Source organism: Natronomonas gomsonensis, assembly GCF_013391635.1.
Lineage (GTDB): Archaea > Halobacteriota > Halobacteria > Halobacteriales > Haloarculaceae > Natronomonas > Natronomonas gomsonensis_A.
In genome coordinates this window covers 1,448,205-1,469,421 of record NZ_JACAWU010000001.1, presented here as the reverse complement: position 1 = coordinate 1,469,421, position 21,217 = coordinate 1,448,205, and the positions used below count along the sequence as shown (strand labels likewise).

The 21,217-nt window shown below is 64.7% G+C and carries 24 protein-coding genes and 1 tRNA gene; 8 read left to right on the top strand and 17 right to left on the bottom strand.

Annotation, left to right across the window (positions count from 1 at the left end; all coding sequences use genetic code 11):
• Nucleotides 1-73 precede the first annotated feature (73 nt).
• Nucleotides 74-2,329: a DUF2298 domain-containing protein gene (locus tag HWX69_RS07610; protein ID WP_178916474.1), complete on the bottom strand. Its 2,256-nt coding sequence runs from the start codon at nt 2,327-2,329 to the stop codon at nt 74-76.
• A gap of 95 nt (nt 2,330-2,424) precedes the next feature.
• On the opposite strand from HWX69_RS07610, the gene HWX69_RS07605 reads away from it, so the two are divergent.
• The 3 genes from HWX69_RS07605 (at nt 2,425) to HWX69_RS07595 (ending at nt 3,887) form a co-directional block, all read left to right on the top strand.
• Complete coding sequence (locus tag HWX69_RS07605; RefSeq protein ID WP_178916473.1) at nt 2,425-3,213, top strand: glycosyltransferase; 789 nt, start codon at nt 2,425-2,427, stop codon at nt 3,211-3,213.
• On the top strand, nt 3,213-3,752 hold the full coding sequence (locus HWX69_RS07600; protein ID WP_178916472.1) for a GtrA family protein: 540 nt from the start codon (nt 3,213-3,215) through the stop codon (nt 3,750-3,752). Before HWX69_RS07605 ends, HWX69_RS07600 begins: the two co-directional genes overlap by 1 nt.
• A 60-nt stretch (nt 3,753-3,812) precedes the next feature.
• Nucleotides 3,813-3,887: transfer RNA gene (locus HWX69_RS07595), tRNA-Met, on the top strand.
• 975 nt (nt 3,888-4,862) lie between these two features.
• On the opposite strand, the gene hpt is transcribed toward HWX69_RS07595, so the two are convergent.
• Genes hpt through coaBC form a run of 5 tightly spaced genes read right to left on the bottom strand, consistent with a single transcriptional unit; the run spans nt 4,863 to nt 9,436 of the window.
• Entirely contained in the window at nt 4,863-5,432 is a 570-nt protein-coding gene (gene hpt, locus HWX69_RS07590; protein WP_178916471.1) for a hypoxanthine/guanine phosphoribosyltransferase, read from the bottom strand.
• A gap of 44 nt (nt 5,433-5,476) precedes the next feature.
• Entirely contained in the window at nt 5,477-7,297 is a 1,821-nt protein-coding gene (locus tag HWX69_RS07585; protein WP_178916470.1) for a hypothetical protein, read from the bottom strand.
• On the bottom strand, nt 7,294-7,776 hold the full coding sequence (locus HWX69_RS07580) for a hypothetical protein (RefSeq protein WP_178916469.1): 483 nt from the start codon (nt 7,774-7,776) through the stop codon (nt 7,294-7,296). The genes HWX69_RS07585 and HWX69_RS07580 overlap by 4 nt, the downstream gene beginning before the upstream one ends.
• 43 nt (nt 7,777-7,819) lie before the next feature.
• Complete coding sequence (locus HWX69_RS07575) at nt 7,820-8,230, bottom strand: type IV pilin domain-containing protein (RefSeq protein ID WP_178916468.1); 411 nt, start codon at nt 8,228-8,230, stop codon at nt 7,820-7,822.
• Nucleotides 8,231-8,278: 48 nt separating this feature from the next.
• Complete coding sequence (gene coaBC, locus HWX69_RS07570; RefSeq protein WP_178916467.1) at nt 8,279-9,436, bottom strand: bifunctional phosphopantothenoylcysteine decarboxylase/phosphopantothenate--cysteine ligase CoaBC; 1,158 nt, start codon at nt 9,434-9,436, stop codon at nt 8,279-8,281.
• A 147-nt stretch (nt 9,437-9,583) separates the two neighbouring features.
• On the opposite strand from coaBC, the gene HWX69_RS07565 reads away from it, so the two are divergent.
• Complete coding sequence (locus HWX69_RS07565; protein WP_178916466.1) at nt 9,584-10,015, top strand: SCP2 sterol-binding domain-containing protein; 432 nt, start codon at nt 9,584-9,586, stop codon at nt 10,013-10,015.
• A gap of 5 nt (nt 10,016-10,020) precedes the next feature.
• On the opposite strand, the gene HWX69_RS07560 is transcribed toward HWX69_RS07565, so the two are convergent.
• Nucleotides 10,021-10,785, bottom strand: a complete 765-nt coding sequence (locus HWX69_RS07560) for an FAD-dependent oxidoreductase (RefSeq protein ID WP_178916465.1) — start codon at nt 10,783-10,785, stop codon at nt 10,021-10,023.
• An 84-nt stretch (nt 10,786-10,869) separates the two neighbouring features.
• On the opposite strand from HWX69_RS07560, the gene HWX69_RS07555 reads away from it, so the two are divergent.
• Complete coding sequence (locus HWX69_RS07555) at nt 10,870-11,808, top strand: TRC40/GET3/ArsA family transport-energizing ATPase (RefSeq protein ID WP_178916464.1); 939 nt, start codon at nt 10,870-10,872, stop codon at nt 11,806-11,808.
• Between the two features lie 40 nt (nt 11,809-11,848).
• Nucleotides 11,849-12,349: an SRPBCC family protein gene (locus HWX69_RS07550; protein ID WP_178916463.1), complete on the top strand. Its 501-nt coding sequence runs from the start codon at nt 11,849-11,851 to the stop codon at nt 12,347-12,349.
• A gap of 28 nt (nt 12,350-12,377) precedes the next feature.
• On the opposite strand, the gene HWX69_RS07545 is transcribed toward HWX69_RS07550, so the two are convergent.
• The 3 genes from HWX69_RS07545 to HWX69_RS07535 all read right to left on the bottom strand — a co-directional run bounded on the left by HWX69_RS07545 (nt 12,378) and on the right by HWX69_RS07535 (nt 15,094).
• The gene (locus tag HWX69_RS07545; RefSeq protein ID WP_178916462.1) at nt 12,378-12,998 is read right to left on the bottom strand and encodes a halocyanin domain-containing protein; all 621 of its coding nucleotides are present in this window, start codon (nt 12,996-12,998) and stop codon (nt 12,378-12,380) included.
• Between the two features lie 282 nt (nt 12,999-13,280).
• The gene (locus HWX69_RS07540) at nt 13,281-14,330 is read right to left on the bottom strand and encodes a M42 family metallopeptidase (protein WP_178916461.1); all 1,050 of its coding nucleotides are present in this window, start codon (nt 14,328-14,330) and stop codon (nt 13,281-13,283) included.
• 47 nt (nt 14,331-14,377) lie between these two features.
• Nucleotides 14,378-15,094, bottom strand: a complete 717-nt coding sequence (locus HWX69_RS07535; protein WP_178916460.1) for an NAD(+)/NADH kinase — start codon at nt 15,092-15,094, stop codon at nt 14,378-14,380.
• Between the two features lie 92 nt (nt 15,095-15,186).
• Here HWX69_RS07535 and HWX69_RS07530 point away from each other — a divergent pair, with 92 nt between their 5' ends.
• Together HWX69_RS07530 and HWX69_RS07525 are read left to right on the top strand one after the other, a co-directional pair.
• Nucleotides 15,187-16,248, top strand: a complete 1,062-nt coding sequence (locus HWX69_RS07530; RefSeq protein WP_178916459.1) for a polyprenyl synthetase family protein — start codon at nt 15,187-15,189, stop codon at nt 16,246-16,248.
• A gap of 49 nt (nt 16,249-16,297) precedes the next feature.
• Entirely contained in the window at nt 16,298-16,735 is a 438-nt protein-coding gene (locus tag HWX69_RS07525; protein WP_178916458.1) for a DUF7313 family protein, read from the top strand.
• Between the two features lie 192 nt (nt 16,736-16,927).
• On the opposite strand, the gene HWX69_RS07520 is transcribed toward HWX69_RS07525, so the two are convergent.
• Genes HWX69_RS07520 through HWX69_RS07490 form a run of 7 tightly spaced genes read right to left on the bottom strand, consistent with a single transcriptional unit; the run spans nt 16,928 to nt 21,096 of the window.
• Nucleotides 16,928-17,200, bottom strand: coding sequence for a DUF7314 family protein (locus HWX69_RS07520; RefSeq protein WP_178916457.1), 273 nt, complete (start codon nt 17,198-17,200; stop codon nt 16,928-16,930).
• Nucleotides 17,193-17,567: a DUF7315 family membrane protein gene (locus HWX69_RS07515; protein ID WP_348642993.1), complete on the bottom strand. Its 375-nt coding sequence runs from the start codon at nt 17,565-17,567 to the stop codon at nt 17,193-17,195. Before HWX69_RS07515 ends, HWX69_RS07520 begins: the two co-directional genes overlap by 8 nt.
• Nucleotides 17,568-17,594: 27 nt before the next feature.
• A complete protein-coding gene (locus HWX69_RS07510; RefSeq protein WP_178916456.1) occupies nt 17,595-18,377 on the bottom strand; it encodes a cytochrome b family protein in 783 nt (260 codons plus the stop codon).
• Nucleotides 18,378-18,381: 4 nt separating this feature from the next.
• Nucleotides 18,382-19,191, bottom strand: coding sequence for a cytochrome b (locus HWX69_RS07505; RefSeq protein ID WP_178916455.1), 810 nt, complete (start codon nt 19,189-19,191; stop codon nt 18,382-18,384).
• A 5-nt stretch (nt 19,192-19,196) separates the two neighbouring features.
• Nucleotides 19,197-20,045: a Rieske 2Fe-2S domain-containing protein gene (locus HWX69_RS07500; protein ID WP_178916636.1), complete on the bottom strand. Its 849-nt coding sequence runs from the start codon at nt 20,043-20,045 to the stop codon at nt 19,197-19,199.
• Nucleotides 20,042-20,443, bottom strand: a complete 402-nt coding sequence (locus HWX69_RS07495) for a DUF7318 family protein (protein ID WP_178916635.1) — start codon at nt 20,441-20,443, stop codon at nt 20,042-20,044. The genes HWX69_RS07500 and HWX69_RS07495 overlap by 4 nt, the downstream gene beginning before the upstream one ends.
• Complete coding sequence (locus HWX69_RS07490; RefSeq protein WP_178916454.1) at nt 20,440-21,096, bottom strand: halocyanin domain-containing protein; 657 nt, start codon at nt 21,094-21,096, stop codon at nt 20,440-20,442. Before HWX69_RS07490 ends, HWX69_RS07495 begins: the two co-directional genes overlap by 4 nt.
• Nucleotides 21,097-21,217: the final 121 nt, after the last annotated feature.

The window sequence follows — 21,217 nt, the reverse complement described above, 5'->3', positions numbered from 1 at the left end:
CAGTCACCGGCGGCCGCTTGGATACCGTGCGGCCGGCCGCCGGATACGACGCCGCCTGTTCGATATCCGCACGTCAGCGCCGAACCTCGTAGACGACTACGTCACCGCGCTGGAAGGCGGCTTCCAGTGCCGGATGCTCCTCGATTGTCACGTCGTAGCGGGCGCGCTCGGCAGGACCGACGTAGACGTACTCGACCTCGTAGCGGTCGAGTAACTCGGTCTGTTCGTCAGTCGACCCCTCGTAAATCGTCGTCACGTCTCCGAGTCGCTTCTCGTAGGCCGCTTCGCCGCGGTACTGTTCTTCGTGGAACCACCCCAGTACCGTCGGATTGCCGGTGAGACTCGCCGGCGCGGAGGCACCGTCGCCCTCCTCGGGCCGCCACCAGTACCCGCCCGGTGCCGCGGTGACGATGGTCGGTTGCCCCTCCCGGGCGTCGAGCCACTCGATTGCCTCGGCCTCCTCGGGGAAGACGGTGTGCGTGTAGGCGGTGCCGTCCAGCGTCGGGCTATCGGCGCCGACCGGTTCGCCCTCGAAGTGTGAGGGAACGGCGAACCCCGCATACAGCCCCGTCGTCAGGAGAACGACGCAGGCGACGGCGACGCCCGCAGTTCGCCAAGCCGAACTGTCGATCGAGGGTAGCGCCTCACTCGGGTCGAGCAGTCGAGCGAGTGCGACCCCAGCGGCGGGCGCCCACAGTACCCACACTTGCATGTACGTCTTGAACACCGTGTTGAGGCGTTCGAGGTTCGACCCCTGATACTGCGGTTCGACGACGTAGGCGAACTCGACGATGAGGACGAGTCCGAAGCCGGCGAGCATCAGCAGCGTCTCGAAGCCCACGTCGGCCCGGCGTCGGAGCAACAGCCACGCGACCGCCAGCAGTGGCCCGAACAGTGCGAGGGCGGCGAACCCGGCGAGCCAGACGCCGAAAGCGAGGAGTGCGGCTCCGCCGACGACGGCGACGGTCCTGTCGGCCGGAAGCCCCTCGAAGGGCTTCGAAAGCCGCCCGGCGAGATACGGTGCGAAGACGAGCAGGAACCCGCCGTTGACGAGCAACAGCGGCCCGAGTCCGCTTCGTGGTGGGAACAGTCCGACCCCACGAGAGGAGGCACTGCCGAGCCAGAACGGCAACACCAGAAGGCCAGCAAGCAGGAGCGCCATCGCGGCGACGGCGAGTGCGAGGCCGTCCCGTCGGAACTCTTCGGCGAGACCCGACCGGGTCGGAAGCCGAGCAGCCACCGGAGACGGCAACAGTGTCGCCGGGTCGGCTGGCGCGAACGCGACGGTCAAAAGAACCAGCCCGCCTGCGGTGGGGAACGACCACGTGTTGACAATCGCGAGCAGCCCGGCGACGGGGACGACAGCGGCCAATCGGAGCCGACGGCCCGTCCGTTCAGTTTCGGGCGTCTGCCAGTAACTGTAACACAGCGCCGCAACGAGAAGCAGGAACGGCGTGCTCATCATGTGGGCGTGTAAGTCGCCGTTGAGCCACGCGAACAGCGGGAACTCGTTTATCGTCCCGTCGATGACGCGACTCGAATTCCAGTAGGAGAAGTCACTCGGCGTCCACGACAGGAGGTCCGAATCGCCGGCGATGTCCGTGACCGCGACGACGGCTGAATCCGGGAGGAGCCACACCAACATCCGGCCCGTCGTTTCGAGGTTGCCGGCGACGCCGACGAAGAACGCGCCGAGACCCGCCGCGAGCCGGCGTGGGGCGTCGTGGTTCGCCGCAATAGCCCCAGCCAACCCGTAGGCGCCGGTGACGAGCGACGCATAAAATCCCGCCAACGCGAGGTTGTAGGCGAACCGGGGCGCGGTTCCGGTGAACAGCGTCAACAGCGCGGCGAGCATGTGGCCGCCGTAGTAGTACCGCACCGACTCGCCGGCGAACCACATGTCCTCCGGCGGGAGCGCTCCCGCCTGAAGCAGCGTCCGAAGCAGTCCGAAATCGAGGAACTTCTCGCCGGTCGACAGCGGCAGCGGGGCGATGGCAGGTGAAACCGACCGAATCGCGACGACGAAGCAGAACGCGACTGCGAACACGGCGGCGGCCTCGGCGAACGCACGCTCGTCTACCTCGGCGTAGTCCCGGAGGAAGGTGCTTGCGAGGACGAGAACTGCGAGCGCTATCAGAAGCGCCGGCCACCCGAAAGCGACCTGTCCGACGAGGTAGCCGACGACGGCGACGGTCGCGAGACCGACCGGAATCGCGAACGCGGCACCGCCGTCGTGAAACCGGGAAAACAGTGCCCCGGACAGCGGCAGGGCGGCGAGACCGACGGCGAGATACATCACGAGCCAGAGCGCGACGAGCCCGTACTCCATCACCCATACGGCGGACGTGGGCCCCTATACCTCTTGTGGAGTCCGGATCCGGACGAGCCGAACGGTTTTTCATCGCCCGGGCGAGAGAGAGAGGTATGTCAACGCTCGGGGTCGTCGTCCCCGCCTTCCGCCCCGACCGCCGCCGCCTCGAAGCGTACCTCCGTGCGGTTGCCGAGGAGCTCCAGCCCGACGTGCTACGGGTCGAAATCGACGACCCGCAACCGGACGTGGTGGATGACATCGCCGGGTTCGACATCCCCATCCTCGAAACCAACGCGGTACCGTACCGACGTGGCAAGGGTGCCGCCATCACCGCCGGGTTCGAGTCCCTCGAAACGGACCGCCTCGCATTCGCGGATGCAGACGGAAGCACTGCCGCCGTCGAACTGCGTCGCGTCGTCGATACACTCGACGATGCGGACGTGGCTGCAGGGTCACGACGCCACCCCGATTCGACGGTTACCAGTCACCAGACCCTCGCCCGGCGCTATCTCGGCGACGGGTTCGCGTGGCTGGCCCGCCGATTGCTCGATGCCGACCTCTACGACTACCAGTGTGGCGCGAAAGCCATCACCGCAGAGGCGTGGGAGACGGTCCGCAGCCACCTCTACGAACCCGGCTTCGCGTGGGACGTGGAACTGCTCGCGATGGCCGCCGCGCTCGGATTAGAAGTCGAGGAGGTCCCGATCGAGTGGGAGGACAAACCAGGGTCGACCGTCGACCCGCTTTCGACTGCCGTCGACCTCGGGGCCGCGCTGTTGACCGCACGGCACCGCTCGAAACGGATTCAGGACAGTAGGCTCCACGACGCGATTGCCGCGACACGGGACGAGACAGCGCTCGTCGACCGTCCGAACGACGGTCGAGGGGGACACGGCCAGTAATGACGACGGCGGAGTCCGACACCGCAGACGACGAGACGAACACGGCGGACGAAGAGTACGGGCTGGTCCAGCGTATCCAAGACCGGCTTCGCGCCCTCGTCGCGGCCGAGCGAATCGGCCAGTTCGTCTCCGTCGGCGTCGCCGGGGCAGGACTCGAAACCGTCATCGTCGCCCTGCTGACCTCCGGCGTCATCGCAGGAGTGACGGCCCCGCCGCTGGCCGGCAAGGCCGTCGGCGCCGAGGCGTCCATCACGCTGATGTTCCTCCTCAACGACCGCTGGACGTTCGCCGACGAGGGCGACAGCGGCCTCCGGTCGCTGTTACGACGCTACGGGAAGTCCCACGCCGTCCGCCTCGGCGGCCTCTCGGTGGCCTTCGGCGTCCTGTATCTCCTCACCTCGTGGACCGACGTTCGACTCGTCGTCGGCGGGGCAAACCTCTGGCCGACCGTCGCGAACGTCATCGGCATCGGTGTGGGGATGACGCTGAACTACGTCGCCGAGAGTCTCATCACCTGGCGGGTCCACGACTCGCGGTAGGATTCCACAGACGGCACGCACATCACAACCCTTAATGGTCGGACCCAAGTACGAGGATGTAGCGGGATGGGATAGCCAGGAGATTCCGCCGGGCTCATAACCCGGAGATCGGTAGTTCAAATCTACCTCCCGCTATCTTCTCTGAACTTTTTGCACGGTTGCCTGCGGCGAGCGGCAAAAATCCGTGCGAATCGCCAGCGGCGATTCGCTGGATAACGAGAGTCACCTCTGGCGACTCTCGAACCACTTCGATGAAAAAGACACTGCGCCCCTCCTTGCAGTCGGGCCTTGGTCCCGCGCCTCCCTACGGTTGGCGTGGTGGAGCCGCTCGCGCCCGCGGCGCTCACGGATGCTCGTGATGTGTTCTTAACCAGTCAGTACAGGTTAAAATGGCTTTTCAAGGGTAGTAGTCCGAAATCAGGAGGGTATGGCCTTCATTTGCGATTGATTCTGTCACAGGATTTAACATATACGTTGACGGAGAGATAGCTATGGCTCTCCGTCGGCGGACTGTATTGGGGGCGATTGGAGGGGGCTTGGTCTGTCTTTCCGGCTGCGTTGAAATCGCATCGAACACAGTATCGGGATGCGTCTCATCAGTGCCGGAAGATGCGAACTCGGCTTCCGAAATCCGTGATGCCCTCCCCGATTACGAGACTGAGGCGGCTACTGAAGACGAACACTGGGATCGGGCTGATACAATTCAAGATGCGCTTTGGCACGCTGTAGACGGTCATCCATGGCGATGTTCGATGGGACAAAAGCCAGCAGATGGGGAACTCATCATCGTGGTGGATGTGACCTGTGTGCCCCGGGCGCGAAAATATATTCCCAGCGAGTGGGGAGGGGTCACAATTCGGGTCAGGCAGACCGCATGTGGCCCCCATGAATTACAATAATTCCCTGCGGTAAGTGCGTACGTCTACTGACCGCTCTACGGTGTGATATTAACCACAAGCGTAGCATACGCCGAGCGTAGCGAGGCGTTTCACCGGCGGCGAGGCCGGAGGCCGAGCCGCCGGGTCGTTTTTTCCCCAAGTTTTTGCGAGGTGGGGTTCCCGCAGCGACCGAAGGGAGCGAGGAAACCCCTCCTCGTAAAAAGTGGGTGTTTTAGAAGTCGCCGTCTTCGTCGACGATGACGACCTCGCCGTCAATGACGTCGACGTTGATGAGCGTCTTGGCGGTGTAGGGGGAGTCTTCGAGTTTGTTCTCGCCGCCGACCTTCTTGATGACGGCGACCACGTCGACGATGTCGGCGCCGATATCTTCGAGGGCGCCGCAGATGGCGGTGAGGGTGCCGCCCGTCGAGAGCACGTCGTCGAGAACGAGGACGTTATCGCCCGATTCGACGTCGTTGATGAACATCTGGTTCTCGGAGTAGCCGGTTTCTTGGAACAACGGTGTCTCGCCGTCGAGTCCGTACTCCCGCTTTCGGATGACGACGAGCGGGATGTCGGTCATCAACGAGACGGCCGTCGAGATGTGGATACCCATCGCCGCGGGCGTGACGATTTTGTCGACGTCTTCGAGTTGCGCTTTACGGATGATTTTGATGACGATCTCGCGCAGGAGGCTCGGTTCGAGCATTGGGACGCCGTCGCTTATCGGGTGGACGAAGTAGTGGTAGCCGTCCTTTTCGATAATCGGCGCCTCCAGCAGCGACTGCTGAAGCTGATCCATGTCCGGCGTACAGGAAGCGAGCGGTAAAAGTTGACGATAGTGACTTACCCGAAGGGAAGTGCCCGTCCGCCGACGAAGGCGAAGTGCCACAGTCCCGCCAAAAGTAGGAAGACGGTGCCCGAGGCGGCCGCCAGCCCGAGTGCGACGGCGCCGAAGCGGTCCGCACGGCGGCCGGTGGTGTCGAAGAGCGTCCACCCGGCGAGCAACGCTGCGGTGCCAAGTCCGACGAGGGCGTGAGTCTGGACTGCCTCCCCCCGCGTCGCATCGACGACCCACAGGTAGACGACGAGCAGTTGACCGCCGATGAGGACGCCCGAGGCGTAGGTGAAGACAGCCAAATAGAGTCGCTCCGCGAGGACACGCCTGACGGACCCCATCCGTACCAGGGCGTACACCGCGATAGGGAACAGCGCGAGGAGATATCGGACAGTGATGGTCGCATGGAGCGGGAGCCGCGGCAGATAGACCAGCGTCAGCGCCGTCGCATAGACCGCGACGAAGGCATCGACGGTACCCAGCGCCGAGAGTCGGCGGTTCTCCAGAGCCGAGCGGAGGCGAGCGCCGAAATCCGTCCGAACCGCGATGATAGGGACCGCGAGCAACGCCGCCGCCAGCGGCATCGCTTCGAGAAAGGCGAGCCGAATCGCTTCACCGGCGTCACGGGCCGCAACGTCGGCGATGTAGCCACCTCGAACGAAGGTGTGATACAGCCGACCGGATTCGCCGACGAGTGTCTCGATACCGGAGTCGAACAGTCGGAGAACGACCTCGGTAGCCCCGATGAACGTGTCGAGGGTCTCCGAGCCCGGTTGTGGAGTCGCTTCCGTCCCAGACGATTGTGGAGTCGCTTCCGTCCCAGACGAGGACCCCGAGTTGTCACCGGCGAGACTCCCGTCGCCGCCGGCGCTGAGCACCCTTGGGGGTTGTGCGGCGTTGCCGCTGATGAGATAGTTCGTCACGAACATCGGGACGACGGAGACGACACACGTCGCCCCGGCAGTCACGAGCGACCGGAGGTCTCGACCGGCCGTCGGCACGTCCACTGCGAGCAACGCGAGGAGGAGAATCACTCCTTCGGCGGCACTAACCCACGCCGCGACGCCGACCGGTACGTAGGCGGCGGCGCGAAACCGAACGTCGACGGCGTCGCCCTCGCGACTCCGATACAGGAGGTACATCGAAGCGACGACACACAGCGTGACGAGGACGTGGCGCTTCGGGAACTGTGCCCAGAAGCCGACGGGCGTCGCCAAGCTCGCGGCGACCCCACCGGCGAAGCCGATTCGGCGGTCGTAGACTCGCGCGAGGAGGCGATAGCAGACGACACCGACGAGTGCGGCAGCGACCATCGTCTGCATCTGGAGTGCGATGAGGTAGTGGCGGTCGGCGTCGATGGTCGTCGTGCCGGCGATGGCAGCGGCAAAGCCCGTCAGAGCGAGAGCGCTTCCGACGTAGGCCGCGTACTTCGGGCGGTCGAGTTCCCGGCCGACCAAGCGAGCGAGGCCGACGACGAGGAGCGCCCAGACGGCCGCCAGTGCGACCCGGAGGTCGGCGACGGCGGCCATCGCCTCCACGAACAACAGGAACGGCACGGCGAGAAACACCTGCCCGTAGTTGCGGCCGTACAGCCGTCCGTCGACCGTCCCGGTTCCGGGCGTCTCCAGGCCGGCTCCGTAGACGGCGTCGTCGAGATACAGGTGGCCGTCAGCGACCGCAACGAGGGCGTTCGCGACTGTGTAGCTGTCGGTGATGACGATACCGATTCGCCAGTAGACGGCGTACACCGAAAGCGTCGCGAGGAAGAGTACGACGCCGCATCGGTCGCCGAAAACGGCATGACCGAGTCGTCGAATCCGTCGGTTCACCGTTTCACCTCGATGGAGATGTCGCGTTCGACCAGCAGACGGTCACTCCGCTCGTCGTAGACGTAGACCCGAACCGTCCCGTCGTATCGCGTTTCGTCGACTCGGTCGGGCGCTATCGTGGAGGCCGAAAAGGCGAGGTCGTAGCGGCCCTCGTAGCCATCGTCGAGGAACGTCACGCTCGTTCGGGAGTGGTTCAACCCGTCGACAGCGAGTTCGTAGGCGACCGTCGGTTGGCCAGACACCGACGAGACGCGAATCCGAGCAGGGTCGAGACGGAGGGTGTAGGGGCCGGAGCCGTAGTTCGACTGCGTGAGCGTCGCGGTGTCGGGAACCGTCTCGACGGTGACGTTCGCGGTTCCGGACCCCGGAGCGAACGACTGCTCGTCGGTCAGCGAGACGCCGACGAGGGGCCCCGACGCCACGGTCACGCCGATGACGACGGCAACGGTGGCGACGACGACGGCTCGGTCCGAGCGCATCGATACCCCCAAGCGGTCCTGCCGGTATAAAAACTCCGAGCGACTACGAACTCGACCCGCCCCACCGACCGATGACGTAGGTGCGTTCGCCGGCGCCCGCTACCCAGACGATGCGAACGCTCGCACCGCGTTCGACCCCGTCGACGGTGATTGAATCACCCGAACTGACCGTTCCGGAGCCACCCCACACCCGAGTACCGGTGACGCTCCCGTTGGCGTCACGGACGAGGACGAACACCTCGTCGGCGGCGAAGGCATCACCGGCGTTGTGGGCGATTGTGAGCTCCTCGGCCGCCTCGTCGTGGGTGTATTCGAAGGCGACCTTCGGAACGTCGTCGCCGGGCGTCGTGAAGTTCTGGAAGACGACGAATCCGAAGAACAGCGACAGAATAACCGCTAAGCCGACGATGACGACCATTCCGGTCACCTCGTTCTGCGCGCGGTCGTCGAACACGCTTGCGCGTTCACCACCGACCTGCAAAAGTCCTCGTTCGGGCACCGCTCACTCAGTCAACTCGGCCGCGAGCGCATCGGCAACGTGCCCGCCGATTTCGGTCTTGCTGCCTCGGTGGCTCGCGACCGAATCCGGCCGGACCAGCAGGATTCGGCTGGTGTCCTCTCCCATCACGCTCGCGTCGTTGCCGACGACGAAGTCGAGGTCGGCCCGTTCGAACGTCTCGCGGGCCTTCTCAACGAGGGCGTCGTCGTCGCCCGACGTTTCGACTTTGAACCCGACGATGGGTAGCTCCGGGTAGTCGGCGCGAATCGTATCGATGAGTTTCGGCGTCGGTTCGAGGTCGAGCGACAACTGTTGACCGGAGCGTATCTTCTCGGGCGCCGCCTCGACGGTGTAGTCGCTGATTGCGGCCGCCGAGACGAGCGCGTCGGCATCGTCGACGACCGAGCGGACGCCATCGAGCATTTCGGCGGCGCTTTCGACCTCGATTACGTCGGCGTACGGTAGGTCCGGACCGTCGTGGACCACGGTCACGTCGGCACCGCGGACGTAGCAGGCCTTCGCGACTGCCCGACCGGTCCGTCCCGACGACCGGTTCGACAGCACCCGAACCGGGTCGATGGACTCGCTCGTCGCACCGCTCGTGATGACGACGTGTTTCCCGGCGAGCGACCGGTCGCTCGTCGAACGCGCCACCTCGAGGACTATCGACTCCTCGGCCGCAATCTTGGCTTTCCCCTCTTCGAGTCGCGGGTCGACGAACTCGACGCCCCACGACTCCAGCGTCTCGATGGCGTCGAGTACGCCGGGGTGGTCGTACATCGGCGCGTGCATCGCCGGGGCGACGACGACGGGGAGGTTAGCACCGAGGGCCGTCGTCGCGGTCGTGGTCACTGGTGTATCGTCGACGGCGCTCGCGACCTTTCCGATGGTGTTGGCCGTCGACGGCGCCAACAATAACACGTCGGCCCACCCGTCGTAGCCGCCCAACTCGACGTGTTCGACCGACCCCGTAATTTCGGTGACGACCGGGTTGTCGGTGGCGAACTCCAGGGCCCACGGGTGAATGATACCGGTCGCCGCGTCGGTCATCACCGCACGCACGTCGGCGCCCTGTCGTCGGAGTTCGTGGGCCAGTTCGACCGTCTTCACCGCCGCGATGGAACCCGACACCCCGAGCGCGACGTTGACACCATCGAGCATCGGCGGACGTTCGACGCCCCCGAATAAAAACCATCGTGCCGTCATCGGGCGTCACGGCCCGAATCGTGACACTTCCTCCCACGAGGCTTAAACCCACGCCGCATGCACGGGAGAACAGCCAATCCGTTGTGGAGTTCCACGACATGTATGGCGATTCAGTTCCCAAGCGACGGAGACGCCTGGATTTCAGAGTACGGCGAGTTGCTCAACGACAACGACGACTACGACGCCGCAAGCGATGGCTGGGGCGATGGCTTCAACGGCGATTTCCTCTTCGTCGTCGAACCCGACGACGCCTACGACGGCGATGAGGTGTACTTCTTCCTCGGCTTGGAGAACGGCGAGTGTACGGACGCCTACGAGGTGACCGACCCCGAAGAGGAGGACTACGGCTTCGTCTTCCGCGGTCCCTACTCCAACTGGGTTCGGCTGTTCCAGGGCGAACTCGGCCCCGTCGACGGCATGATGTCCGGGGAGTTCGATATCGAAGGCGACATGCAGAAAGTACTCCAGTACAGCGAGGCCGCCGTCGAGATGACCGAAACCGGTCGGGACATCGACACCGACTTCGAGTACTGAGTTCGTTACGCCCCGTCTTCGCGGCGCTTCTCGACGACGCTCGGATGCATCGTCGGTTCGTCGGGGTGGTGGTCTTCGAACGCCTCGACCATCACCTCCATCGACTCCCGCTCGCGGCGGCGGCGCTCTTCTTCGTCGATTTCCTCACACCCCGGCGGCACCTCCCGGCCCCGTTCGGTGAAGTACCCCTCCGGGGCGACCCAGTCGTGGTAGTACGGCACTTCGGAGTCGTCGACGAGCGTCAGCGCCACGTCGGCGCCGTGGCCCGCACAGACGACGGTTTGGTGGGCCTTCTCGGCAATGCGACCGGCCGCATACAGCCCGTCGACGCCTGTCCGGCCGTCGTCGTCGATGTCGACGTACGTCTTCGAGCCGCGTTTGGTGAGTCCGACGCCGTCGATGGCCTCGAGATAGTCGGTGTCGGCCCACGACGCCACGAGGACGTAGTCGGCCCGGAGGTCGAACTCCTCGTCACCCTCGACGCGGAGCTGGAACGCCTCCCCGTCCGGTTCGAGGTTCGTCACGAGTCCCTGTTCGAACAGACAGCCGTTGCGGCCCGCCTGGGCTTCGAGCAACTCGAGGAACAGCCGAGAGTTGACGCCGGCCGGAAACCCGGGGACGTTTTCGAGGTGGGCGTTCCGGCGAAGGAGGGATTCGCCGTGGTCGACGACGACGGTGTCGAATCCCGCTCGTGCGAGAAAGGTTCCTGCGGTCAGTCCGGTGACGCCGCCGCCGATGACGGCGACGCGGGGGGTATCGTCTTCGCTCATGCTCGGCCGTTTTCTCCCACTCCCTACAAACGCCCCGGTTCGGACCGGGGGACGGTTTAAGCCGACGGCGCCGTACAAGCGCACGTGACGCAGTACGTACTCTACGGCGGGAAAGGCGGCGTCGGCAAGACCACCTGTGCGGCCGCGACCGCGTTGAAGTACGCCCGCAAGGGACACTCGACGCTCGTCGTCTCGACGGACCCCGCACACTCGCTTTCGGACGTTTTCGACGCCCCGGTCGACGACGAACCGACGCGAATCCGCGATGATGTCGACCTCTGGGGCGTCGAAATCGACCCCGAGGACCGCATCGGCCAGTACCGCGGACAGGTCGGCGCCGCACTCGAAGAACTCGAAGACCTCGGCATCTCTCTGGACCAAAGCGACGTCGACGACGTCCTCGAAGCCGGCGTCGCGCCGGGAACCGACGAAGCCGCCGCGTTGGACCTCTTTCTGGATTACATGGACGACCCCCGCTACGAGTACATCGTCTTCGACACCGCGCCGACGGGTCACACCCTCCGGCTGCTCAAACTCCCCGACGTGATGAGTTCGGCGATGGGGAAACTCATCTCGGTCCGCTCGCAGGTGTCGAGTCTCGCCGACTCCGTTCGGAGTTTCGTGGGGTCGGGCGAGGACGATGACGACGACACCGACACCGAGGCCGACATCGACCTCGAAGAGTTACAGGACCGCATGGAGCGCGTCGCGGCGGTGTTGCGTGACCCCGAGCGGACGGAATTCCGCGTCGTGCTCATCCCCGAGACGATGGCGGTGTTGGAGACCGAGCGCCTGCTCGCGGAGTTAGAGCGCTACGACATCCCGGCGAGTCGGGCCATCGTCAACAAGGTCATCGAGGACCCGACACCCGGCTGTGACCTCTGTCAGGACACCCACGAGAGCCAACAGAAGCGCATCGAGGAGGCCCGCGAGCGCTTCGAACTACCGTTGACGCTCGTGCCGCGACTCGGCGGCGAAGTCCACGGCATCGAGGCGGTCGAAACCGTCGCCGACCGCCTGTAGTCGGGCCAACGCTTACCACATCGCCACCCTAACGAGAGGTGTGGACACTGTCGAGGTCACGACCGTCGTCTATCTCCCGCCAGAAGAGGTCTACGACTTCCTGCTCGGCTTTCGGAGCTACGCGGAGTACTCCGAACACCTCACCGGCGTCAGGCAGTTCGGTGACGGCGAACCAGGAACCGAGTACGAACTCGACTTCTCGTGGTGGAAACTCAACTACACCGCCCGCTCCCGCGTCACCGACGTGGACCCACCGAACCGCATCGACTGGCGCATCATCAAGGACATCGACGCCGTCGGTCAGTGGCTCGTCGAACCCCACGCAAGCGGAGAGGGAACGGAGGTGACGATGCGCATCAGATACGCGCCGGATTCCGCCAACGGAAACGCGTTGAACCTCCCGCGGTTCGTCTCGCTGGACTGGGTCGTCGACAAGATAACGCCGAAAGTGAAGTCGGAGGCCGAACGCGTCGTCAGACGCATCGTCGCCGACCTCGAAGGGAAGCGTCGGGACGTGGAACTAGAAATCGAAACGTCCTGAAAACGCCGCATTTCGCCGTGAGCGTCCGTTATTCGTCGTAGTCGCCGCCGTACTTCATGAAGAAGTACCCGAGACCGAGCGTCGTCGCCAGCCCGATAAACGTCGCGACGGTCAGTGCCAGCGCGCTGTCGGGGATGATGATAGCCGGCCCTTCGCTGCCGCCGCCGACTTCGATGGTCGGGACGTCGTCACCGACCGCGATGCCACCTCGCATGCCTTGCGGTTCGTGGGGAATACAGCGGTACTCGGTGATACCGGCGTCGTCCTCGGTGAACTCGTACTCGTAGGTCGTCCCTTCCTCGGCGACCGCGGACCCGCTGTCGAGTTCGGCTTCGCCCTCGTTGGTGTTGACGTTGTGGGCGCCGCCCTCGCCGGTCCACTCCCACGTTATCGTCGTTCCGGGCGAAATCCACACCGTCGCGGGTTCGAACGCCAGCCCGTTGTCGCCCGCGCCGACGCTAATCGTCAGTTCCTCCTGTCCGCGGGCGTCCTGAACGCCGTCCTCCGAGTAGAGGTTCGCTTCGCTGAGATACCCGCTGAACTCGGGAACCTCCGTCTGTGCGGCAGCCGTCCCCGCGGCGGCAGCAGCGGTGGCCGTCCCCGCCGCTGCCGTCATGAACCCACGACGGCTCATGTCGTTCGTGCTCATACCGACCTTTTGCCACCACCCCGTACTGAATCTGTTCATTCGCGCCGACCTTTTTGCACGGGTCGGCGCAGCCGACCCGGCAAAAACGCCCTCAGAAATCGGAGATTTCTGATGGGCTCGGAAGACGCCATCGGCGTCTTCCGAACGTCGATGAAAAAGCAGCGGCGGGTTCCCTACGGTCACCCGCCTTGCCGCCGCGCTCATTCCGTTCGCGCGGCGTGAACCGCATCGGGCGGCTTCGCCGCCCTCGCGGATGCTGCGCGAGTACGCCCAATTAACCAGTTACAGCGTGTAGTCGTGGCTCCCGTCCTCGCTGTCGAGGAACGCGACGAGGAGGTCGACGACTGCGTCTACGTCGTCGACGTGGACGCTCTCGGTCGGCGTATGGAGGTACCGCGTGGGCACGGAGATGGCGCCCGCAGGCGTCGCCCCTGAGGTCCGCTGGAGGCCGCCCGTGTCGGTACCGCCGGCCGGCAACACCTCGAACTGGTGGTCGATGTCGCCGTCTTCGGCCACCGCGCGGAGCCGACGGTGGACCTTGTGGTTCGTGATGACGCTGCCGTCTTTGAGTTTGATGCCGGCGCCCTCCCCGAGTCGCGTCACCTGCTCGCCCGGTTCGAAACCGGGAACGTCGTTGGCGACAGTCGTATCGAGGGCGACGACGAGGTCGGGGTCGAGGTCGACGCCGAGCGCCTCCGCACCCCGGAGGCCGACCTCCTCCTGTGTCGTCGCCGCGAAGTGGACGGTCACGTCCGGGTTCTCGAGCCGTTTGGCCGCCTCGAGCATGGCGAAGACGGACACGCGGTTGTCGAGCGCCTTGCCGGTGACGAACTCGCCGACGCGTTCGGTGGTCTGGTCGACGGTCACGAGGTCGCCGACGGAGACGCGCTCGGAGACGGCCTCGGCGTCGAGCCCCAAGTCGACGTGGACGTCGTCGACGTCGGGCTGTTTTTCGCGCTCCTCCTCGGACAACGTGTGGGGCGGTGCCGACCCGATGAGGCCGGGAACGTCGCCGTCGTCGGTGTGGACGGTGACCCGTTGGGCGCGGAGGATTCTGGGGTCCCACCCGCCGAGGGCGTCGAGTTCGAGGAAGCCGTCGTCGTCGACGTGACGAACCATGAAGCCGATTTCGTCCATGTGGGCCGCCACGACCACGTCGTACTCTCCCGACCCGACGCTGCCGACGAGGTTGCCCATCGCGTCGGAGCGAATCCGGTCGACGCGCGGTTCGAGTTCCTCGCGAACGAGCGCGCGCACGCGGTCTTCGTAGCCCGGGACGCCCCGCGCTTCGGTGAGTGCGACGAGCAGGTCGTCGTCGAAGTCGTCCGTCATGGTTCCGACTCGGGGCGCGAGCGATTTAAGCGGTCAGATTCCGCCGCTCAAAAGAACCGCACCGACTCGGGAACGACCACCGTCTCGAAGGCGTCGGTCGTCGACAGCGTGACGGGTTCGCCTGCGGCGACGGTGCGCTCGGTTCGGCCGTCGGCCAGCAGTTCGACCGGGGTCTCGTCTCGCTCGACGGAGAGCGTCACCTCCTCCAGCGGCAACACCCACTGGTCGGCGTCGGTGGCGAAAGGAGCGAGCGGAACGACGGACACCACGTCGGTTCCGGTCGCGACCACCGGGCCGCCCGCGGCGCTGTTGTAGCCGACGCTTCCGGCGGGCGTCGAGGCGACGACGCCGTCGGCCCGGAACCTGGCGACGCTCTCTCCGCCGCATCGAACCGAGAACTCCGAGATGCGAGCCGGTTCGGCGGCCACGAGCATCACGTCGAACAGCGCGCGGACGCCGTTGAAGGCACGCTGGGCGGAGACGACCGGGTGGCGTTCAGTCCGATAGGCGCCCTCGAGAACGCGTTCGAGCGCCGATTCGAGGTCCGACGAAGGAACCGAGCGAACGCCGCTTCCCGCGTCAACCGGGAGGACGGGAACGTCGACCGCCGCCCGCAACAGGTCGACGACCGCGGCTTCGCCGTCCGCGACGGCGACCTCGATTCCGTCGAGGTCACTCGCCGCCCCGACGACCGGGTCACCGCCGGCTCCTTCGACGGCCGCCGCGAACGCCTCGTCACCGACGACACCGACGCGCTGACTCATCTGCCCGAAGGGACGGCCGGGGAGGGCAAAAAGGCCCCGTCCGCGACCGGCGCACGGGAGGGTTTTTGTCCCGCCACCGCAACGGGGGAGATATGCGTAGCGTACTCGACGAGTGGCGGCCGGTAGTCGACGAGACCATCGAGTCGCTGCTCCCCCGCGAGGTCGACGAGGCGTACCTCACGGAGTTCTTCGGCGAGGCCACGTTCGCCTACGACCCGACGGCGATTCAGCGCGCCCTCGCCGACCCCATTTGGGACCTGCTGGACCGCGGCGGCAAGCGCTGGCGGGCCGTCCTCTTTCTGTTGTTCGTCGATGCCTTCGACGAGAACCCCGAGGAGTTCCTCGAGTACGCCACTATCCCCGAAGTGTTGCACAACGGAACAATCATCGTCGACGACGTCGAGGACGGCGCGACCCACCGCCGGGGCAGTCCCGCACTCCACCACACCCACGGGATGGACGTGGCGCTCAACGCCGGCAACGCGATGTACTTCCTCCCGCTGAAGGTCATCACACGGAATCCGGCCGACCTTCCGGCCGAAACACGACTGGCCGCCTACGAGATGTTAACCTTCGAACTCAATCGGACACATCTCGGACAGGGAATGGACATCTGCTGGCACAACGAGAAGGAGGTCCGCATCAGCGAACCCGAGTACCTCGAAATGTGTGCCTGTAAGACCGGCTGTCTCGGGCGCATCGTCGCCCGGTTGGCCGCCATCGTCACCGAGAACCCCGACGCCGAGGACGCCGTCGCGAACTATGCCGAGGACATGGCCGTCGCCTTCCAGATAGCCGACGACGTACTCGACATCGAACACGCGATGGAGGAAGGCGGCTCCTTCGGAAAGGGTGTCGGCAACGACATCCGCGAAGGAAAGAAGACCCTGATGGTCATCCACGCCGCCGACAACGCGCCCGCAGAGGAGGTGGCACGCCTCGAGGAATTGCTGTGGGCCGAAGAGAACACCGACGAGGAGGTCATGGAGGCCATCGACATCCTCGAATCCGCTGGAAGCGTCGAGTACGCACGCGGCGTCGCCGAAGACCTTTCGGCGGAGTCGCAGGCCCACCTCGACGATGTGGATCTTGAAGACGGGGCGGAACGGAAGCTCCGGTCGTTCGCCGAGTTCGTCGTCGACCGGGAACGATAGCGCCCGGGATTTGGAAACACATTAATGGGCTCCGTGCCGACGCCAACGTATGGACCCATCGGTTACGCTGTTCGGCCCGGTCGATACGTATCTCGCGCCGGTCATCGGGTACGTGCTGCTGGCGCTCATCCTCCTCAACGTTCTCGGCCGAGGCATCGAGTACAGACGAATCGCAAAACAAGCCAAAGACGGCGCCGACGCCGTCAGTCGAAACCCACTCCGCGTCGCGACGAACTTCCTGCTCGTCGTCGGGTCGTTCTACTACCTCACGGTCAACCGCCACGCGGGCCTCGTCGTCTCGCTGTTCGTCGTCGCGATGGTCGTCGCCGACGTCTTCGAGTTCGAATCCCGGAAGGTCGAAGCACGACAGGACTGGGACGTCGAACGGCCGTGGGGCTCCCTCGCCGCCTCCGGCTTCGCACTCGCGTACATCGCCTACCAGACGCTGTTCTTCCTCGTTCGGCCGTTCTGGAGCGCCATCGTCTGACCGGTCGTAGCACTCGTCTCTTTTTACGCTGGCTCGTATCCGACCGGTGGACCCACCGAACGCGATTCCGAGAGCTGTCCGTCGACGCCACGCGTCACTTCGAAAGTCGTTCCAGACGGACGAGCAACTGCTGTCAGTATCGAACTGCCGTCAGGAAAGTCACACCGTGTTGCTGTCGACGGAGCGTCGACGTTACGCCTCGGCGCTTCGCTCGTCGAAGTAATCGCGCAGTTCGTAGAACGCCGGGATGAGGAACCAGAACGTGATGACTCCGATGATGACGAACCCGGCGGTCACGTCACGGAGGAGCAACACCAACTCTGCGTACGTGCCGGGGTCCTCCGGCGGCGCCGCGATGAGCTGTGTCCCTTCGAAGCTCTCGGTCGTCAGCCACGAGGAGATGGCCATCCAGACGAGCCCCCCGCCCGTGAGGATGGCGAGTCCTTTCGCGAATTCATCAGCCATTATCCGAATCTTCGTCGGTGTCGTCTTTAGACTTTCCCATTCCCGCCGTCCGGAAGCGAGTCGAGAACGCGTACACTGCGCTCCCGCCGACGATGAGCGCGAGCCCGATTGCGACGAGCAGTAGGTTCACGTCCTCCGGACTCGCCGTCGAACGCTGGGTGCCGCGGTCCAGCAGGACGAACCCCCCGAGAATCGAGACGATGGCGATGAGCGTCGAGAAGACGGTGACCGTCTTGTACAGCCGCAGCGGCACCACGATGTCCCGACCCGAGGCGCCGACCGCCACCTCCGCATCGGAGACGCGAGGGTCGTCGTCGGAGCCAGTGCTGTCGCTGTCGTCGTCGTCGGGAGTGTCGTCTGAAACCATGAGAGAACGAAAAGACGGTGAGCCGCGTTACTTCGGCGGGCGGAGCCGGTAGTACCGGCGGTTGAGTTCGAACATGTACCCCTCGCGCATCGTCTTCAGCACCGAGTAGGCGACGAAGGCGAACGCGAACGGGAGCATGAACGTCAGGATGAACAGTTCACCCGACGTCATCGGGAGCAGGTCCGTGATGAGGTTCTGAACTGCGAGCACCGCGATGGTGAACGCGAAGACTATGCCACCGACGCCGACGGCCGCCCAGAACGGCTCCTCGACGGGCCGCCGTGCGCTGCCCTTGTTCAGGAACGGAACGATGGCGATGACGCCGACGACGACGAGGTTCGCGAGCACGCCGTACGTTCGGTCCGACATCAGTTTCTGCCCGCCGAGCAGCGACAGCTCGGGGTTGATGGGCGTCAGCTTGAGTAGGCCGAACGACCAGTACAGATACCAGTCCGGCAGGATGACCGCCGGCGTGGAGTTGGGGTCGGCCGGGCCCGGGATGTGCGGCGGAATCGCCGCCGAGATGAAGAACATCGCTCCGAGGAAGAACGACGTAATCGCGAGGTTGCGAATCATCTCGTGGGGCCACGTCGGGAACGCGAGCACGTCGCGCTCGACGTAATCGGAGGCACGACGGAGGTCCTCGTCCTCCCGTCGGGACCGCTCGAAGTACTCGTAGGTCAGCCGAGCCAGCCCTTGCGTGCGCTCTTTCCGTTCGCTCCACGTCGGAGCCTGGTCGTCCTGCGGGACGATACCGCCTCCGTCCGTCTTCGGTTCGCCGCCGTCGGTTTTGGGTTCGTCGTTGCTCATTGTATCAGTGCGGTTCAGCGATGCCCTGCATCCAAACGATGCCGATGTGGATGGCGATGACGAGCGTCACCACGAACGGCAACAGGAAGACGTGCAGGATGTACATTCGTTGCAGCGTCGCTTCACCCAACGTGAAGCCGCCGAAGATGAGCTGTGCGACCCAGTCGCCGATGAGCGGAATCGACAGCGCCATCTCGACGCCAATCTGGCCGGCCCAGTACGACAGCTGGCTCCACGGCAGCAGGTAGCCGGTGTACCCGAACACCATCGTCAGCGAGATGAGGACGATGCCGATAATCCAGTTCAGCTCACGCGGCTCCTTGTAGGCGCCCGTGAAGTACACACGGAGCATGTGCAGGAAGACTGCGGCGGTCATCACCTGCGCCGACCAGCGGTGGAGGCTCCGCAGGAACGTCCCGAAGTTCAAATCGCCCATGATGAACAGGACGTTCGAGTAAGCGACCGAGGTGGCCGCATCCGCCGACGGTGCGGCCGTCGAGGGAGCGTAGTAGAAGCCCAACAGCGCGCCCGTGATGGCTGCTACCACGTATGCGATGGTACTGAACGACCCTAACGCGTACAGCGGGTACCAGTACCAGAACTTGTTGTCGAGGTTGTACTGCTCGGTGTGGCTCTTCGGCATCTGGAGGTTCGTCTTGTAGTACATGTCCTCCAGCAGCTCCAGGTAGTCGACGATGCGGAGCCGTTTGTCGAGCCAGATGAGGGTGGTCAGGTAGACCTCCTCGATGGGAGAGAGGTCCTTCGTCTCCATCCACCCTTCGTGGTCGTGTTCGTCTTTTCGTTCTAGGCTCATGGTTGTTAGTCAGGTCGCGGGAGCGCGATGAACGTCCCGAACTCGGGGGTGAAGGGGTCGTACGTGGATTGGTGGCACTGACAGTAGACGCCGTTTTCGGCGTCGTATTGGGCGGCACTCTCGCTGTCCTTGTAGCCCGGGACACAGCAGAAGTGCGTACAGACGTTGAGGTACGCGATGACGCCGTTGGCCGAGGCGGCCTCGATCCAGTTACCCGCAGGGGAGTCCTCTTGGGCCAACTCCTCGACTCGCGTGCTCCGGATGAGCGTCACGGGCAGTTGCCCCTCGACACCTTCCGAACGCCACGTCGCCTCAGCGGGCTTGCCGACGCCGTCGTCGCCGAGGCCGTTGCCCCAGTCCTCGTAGCCCTCGAAGTCGTCGATGTGGATGCGGTCCCCCTCGTCAAGTTCATCAGCCTGCCAATCGTAACTCGGTGAGCCGATGGCGCGGAAGTAGTTGTCGAACTCGGCGCTGGGTTCGACGCCTCCGGCGTTCTGCCGGCCGCAGTACTGGTACCACGCCGAAGAGTACGTCTGACCACCCAACTCCATCTCGGCGACATCGTAGGTGACACCCTCCTGAGTTACCGTTTCGACTTCCGGCCAGATGCCACGCAGGAATCCTTCCTCATCCAGCTCCAGTGGGATGTACGGCATCCCTCTGGGTGCTGGACCGCCGAGTTGCTGGATGGCGGCGAACTGCGTCGGACCGCCGCCACCACCACCCGGTTGGGTGGCGATGTCGATTGTCGCTGCGCCCCCGACGCCGACGCCGGAGAGCGCAGCACTCCCGACGACGCCTTTGACGAAGCGACGACGACCGGATTCGCTTGGGTACTTGTCACTCATTGTTATTTCTTGTAGTATGGGTAGATGGCACGCTTCAGTTTGTCCAGCGTGCCGTCGGTGATTTCCTCACCGTACATGTCCTCTTCGCGGATGTAGAGGTCCTCCCACTTACGACGGCGCTTCTTGACGACCATCACGTCCGGGAGGAACTCCTTGCGGTACAGCAGCAGGATGAACGCGAGATTGATGAAGATGGCCGCGAGCAGCAGACCGAGGAGGACGTTGCCGGCTTCCGTGCCCGTCGAGGTGCCGACGCCCCACCCGGCGGTGAAGCCGTAGGTGAACACGCCGACGAAGACGATTTGGATGACCGACAGCAACACGATGGTAATCGCGGCGACGGTGCTCTCACGCGCCGGTTCGTAGCGGTGTATCGCGCCGTAACTGTTGTCGGACATGGTCAGTTACCTCCGCTCGTGTGTGGCGATTCGCCGTACTTGAGCATGAAGAACGTGAACAGCAGCGACACCGTAATCATCAGGATGACGCTGACGCCGACCCAGTGTTCGTGGATGTCCACACCGAAGTGCGAGGGGTCCTTCAGCGACGGCCCGCTGGTGTCGATGGTGGGCACGTCGTCGCCGACGGCGATACCGCCCTTCATACCCGACGTTTCGTGTGGGTTGCAGTAGTACGTCGTGATACCGGCGTGGTCTTCCGTGAACTCGAACTCGTAGGTTTCCGAACCGGAATCGACGGGGTCGCCGCTGTTCAGTTCTGCCGGCCCCTCGTTGGCGACGACGTTGTGGGCACCACCCTCACCGGTCCACTCCCACGTCACCGTCGTTCCCGGCGAAATCCAAACGGCAGCCGGGTCGAACGCCAGGCCGTCGCCGGCGCCGACGGAGATGGTCACTTCGTCTTGGTCACGGAGGTCCTCGGCCGACTCGTACAGATTGGCGTCGTCGAGATAGGCTCCGAAGTCCGGCTCGAGGTTGCCGCCGCCGCCCGAGCCGCCTCCTTCCTCTGCGGCTGCGGCTGGCTGTGCCGCGCCCGCGGCCGCCGTCGCGGCCACCGACGCACCACCGGCAGCACGCATGAAGTCCCGCCTTTTCATACACCTGTTGGTCAGGACTGTTTGTGCTTAAACCCACCGATGGCGCCCTCGTGAGAGGCCCCTGTAGCGGCGTCTAAACGCCTGTCTCTGCGTTCTCCTCCCCTCGCGGAGCGATGGACCT

Bases quoted from the DNA above. Each gene is read 5' to 3' on its own strand.
- HWX69_RS07610 (WP_178916474.1), bottom strand. From the start codon at position 2,329: ATGGAGTACGGGCTCGTCGCGCTCTGGCTCGTGATGTATCTCGCCGTC.
- HWX69_RS07605 (WP_178916473.1), top strand. From the start codon at position 2,425: ATGTCAACGCTCGGGGTCGTCGTCCCCGCCTTCCGCCCCGACCGCCGC.
- HWX69_RS07600 (WP_178916472.1), top strand. From the start codon at position 3,213: ATGACGACGGCGGAGTCCGACACCGCAGACGACGAGACGAACACGGCG.
- hpt (WP_178916471.1), bottom strand. From the start codon at position 5,432: ATGGATCAGCTTCAGCAGTCGCTGCTGGAGGCGCCGATTATCGAAAAG.
- HWX69_RS07580 (WP_178916469.1), bottom strand. From the start codon at position 7,776: ATGCGCTCGGACCGAGCCGTCGTCGTCGCCACCGTTGCCGTCGTCATC.
- coaBC (WP_178916467.1), bottom strand. From the start codon at position 9,436: ATGCTCGATGGTGTCAACGTCGCGCTCGGGGTGTCGGGTTCCATCGCG.
- HWX69_RS07565 (WP_178916466.1), top strand. From the start codon at position 9,584: ATGGCGATTCAGTTCCCAAGCGACGGAGACGCCTGGATTTCAGAGTAC.
- HWX69_RS07560 (WP_178916465.1), bottom strand. From the start codon at position 10,785: ATGAGCGAAGACGATACCCCCCGCGTCGCCGTCATCGGCGGCGGCGTC.
- HWX69_RS07545 (WP_178916462.1), bottom strand. From the start codon at position 12,998: ATGAGCACGAACGACATGAGCCGTCGTGGGTTCATGACGGCAGCGGCG.
- HWX69_RS07540 (WP_178916461.1), bottom strand. From the start codon at position 14,330: ATGACGGACGACTTCGACGACGACCTGCTCGTCGCACTCACCGAAGCG.
- HWX69_RS07535 (WP_178916460.1), bottom strand. From the start codon at position 15,094: ATGAGTCAGCGCGTCGGTGTCGTCGGTGACGAGGCGTTCGCGGCGGCC.
- HWX69_RS07530 (WP_178916459.1), top strand. From the start codon at position 15,187: ATGCGTAGCGTACTCGACGAGTGGCGGCCGGTAGTCGACGAGACCATC.
- HWX69_RS07525 (WP_178916458.1), top strand. From the start codon at position 16,298: ATGGACCCATCGGTTACGCTGTTCGGCCCGGTCGATACGTATCTCGCG.
- HWX69_RS07520 (WP_178916457.1), bottom strand. From the start codon at position 17,200: ATGGCTGATGAATTCGCGAAAGGACTCGCCATCCTCACGGGCGGGGGG.
- HWX69_RS07515 (WP_348642993.1), bottom strand. From the start codon at position 17,567: ATGGTTTCAGACGACACTCCCGACGACGACGACAGCGACAGCACTGGC.
- HWX69_RS07510 (WP_178916456.1), bottom strand. From the start codon at position 18,377: ATGAGCAACGACGAACCCAAAACCGACGGCGGCGAACCGAAGACGGAC.
- HWX69_RS07505 (WP_178916455.1), bottom strand. From the start codon at position 19,191: ATGAGCCTAGAACGAAAAGACGAACACGACCACGAAGGGTGGATGGAG.
- HWX69_RS07490 (WP_178916454.1), bottom strand. From the start codon at position 21,096: ATGAAAAGGCGGGACTTCATGCGTGCTGCCGGTGGTGCGTCGGTGGCC.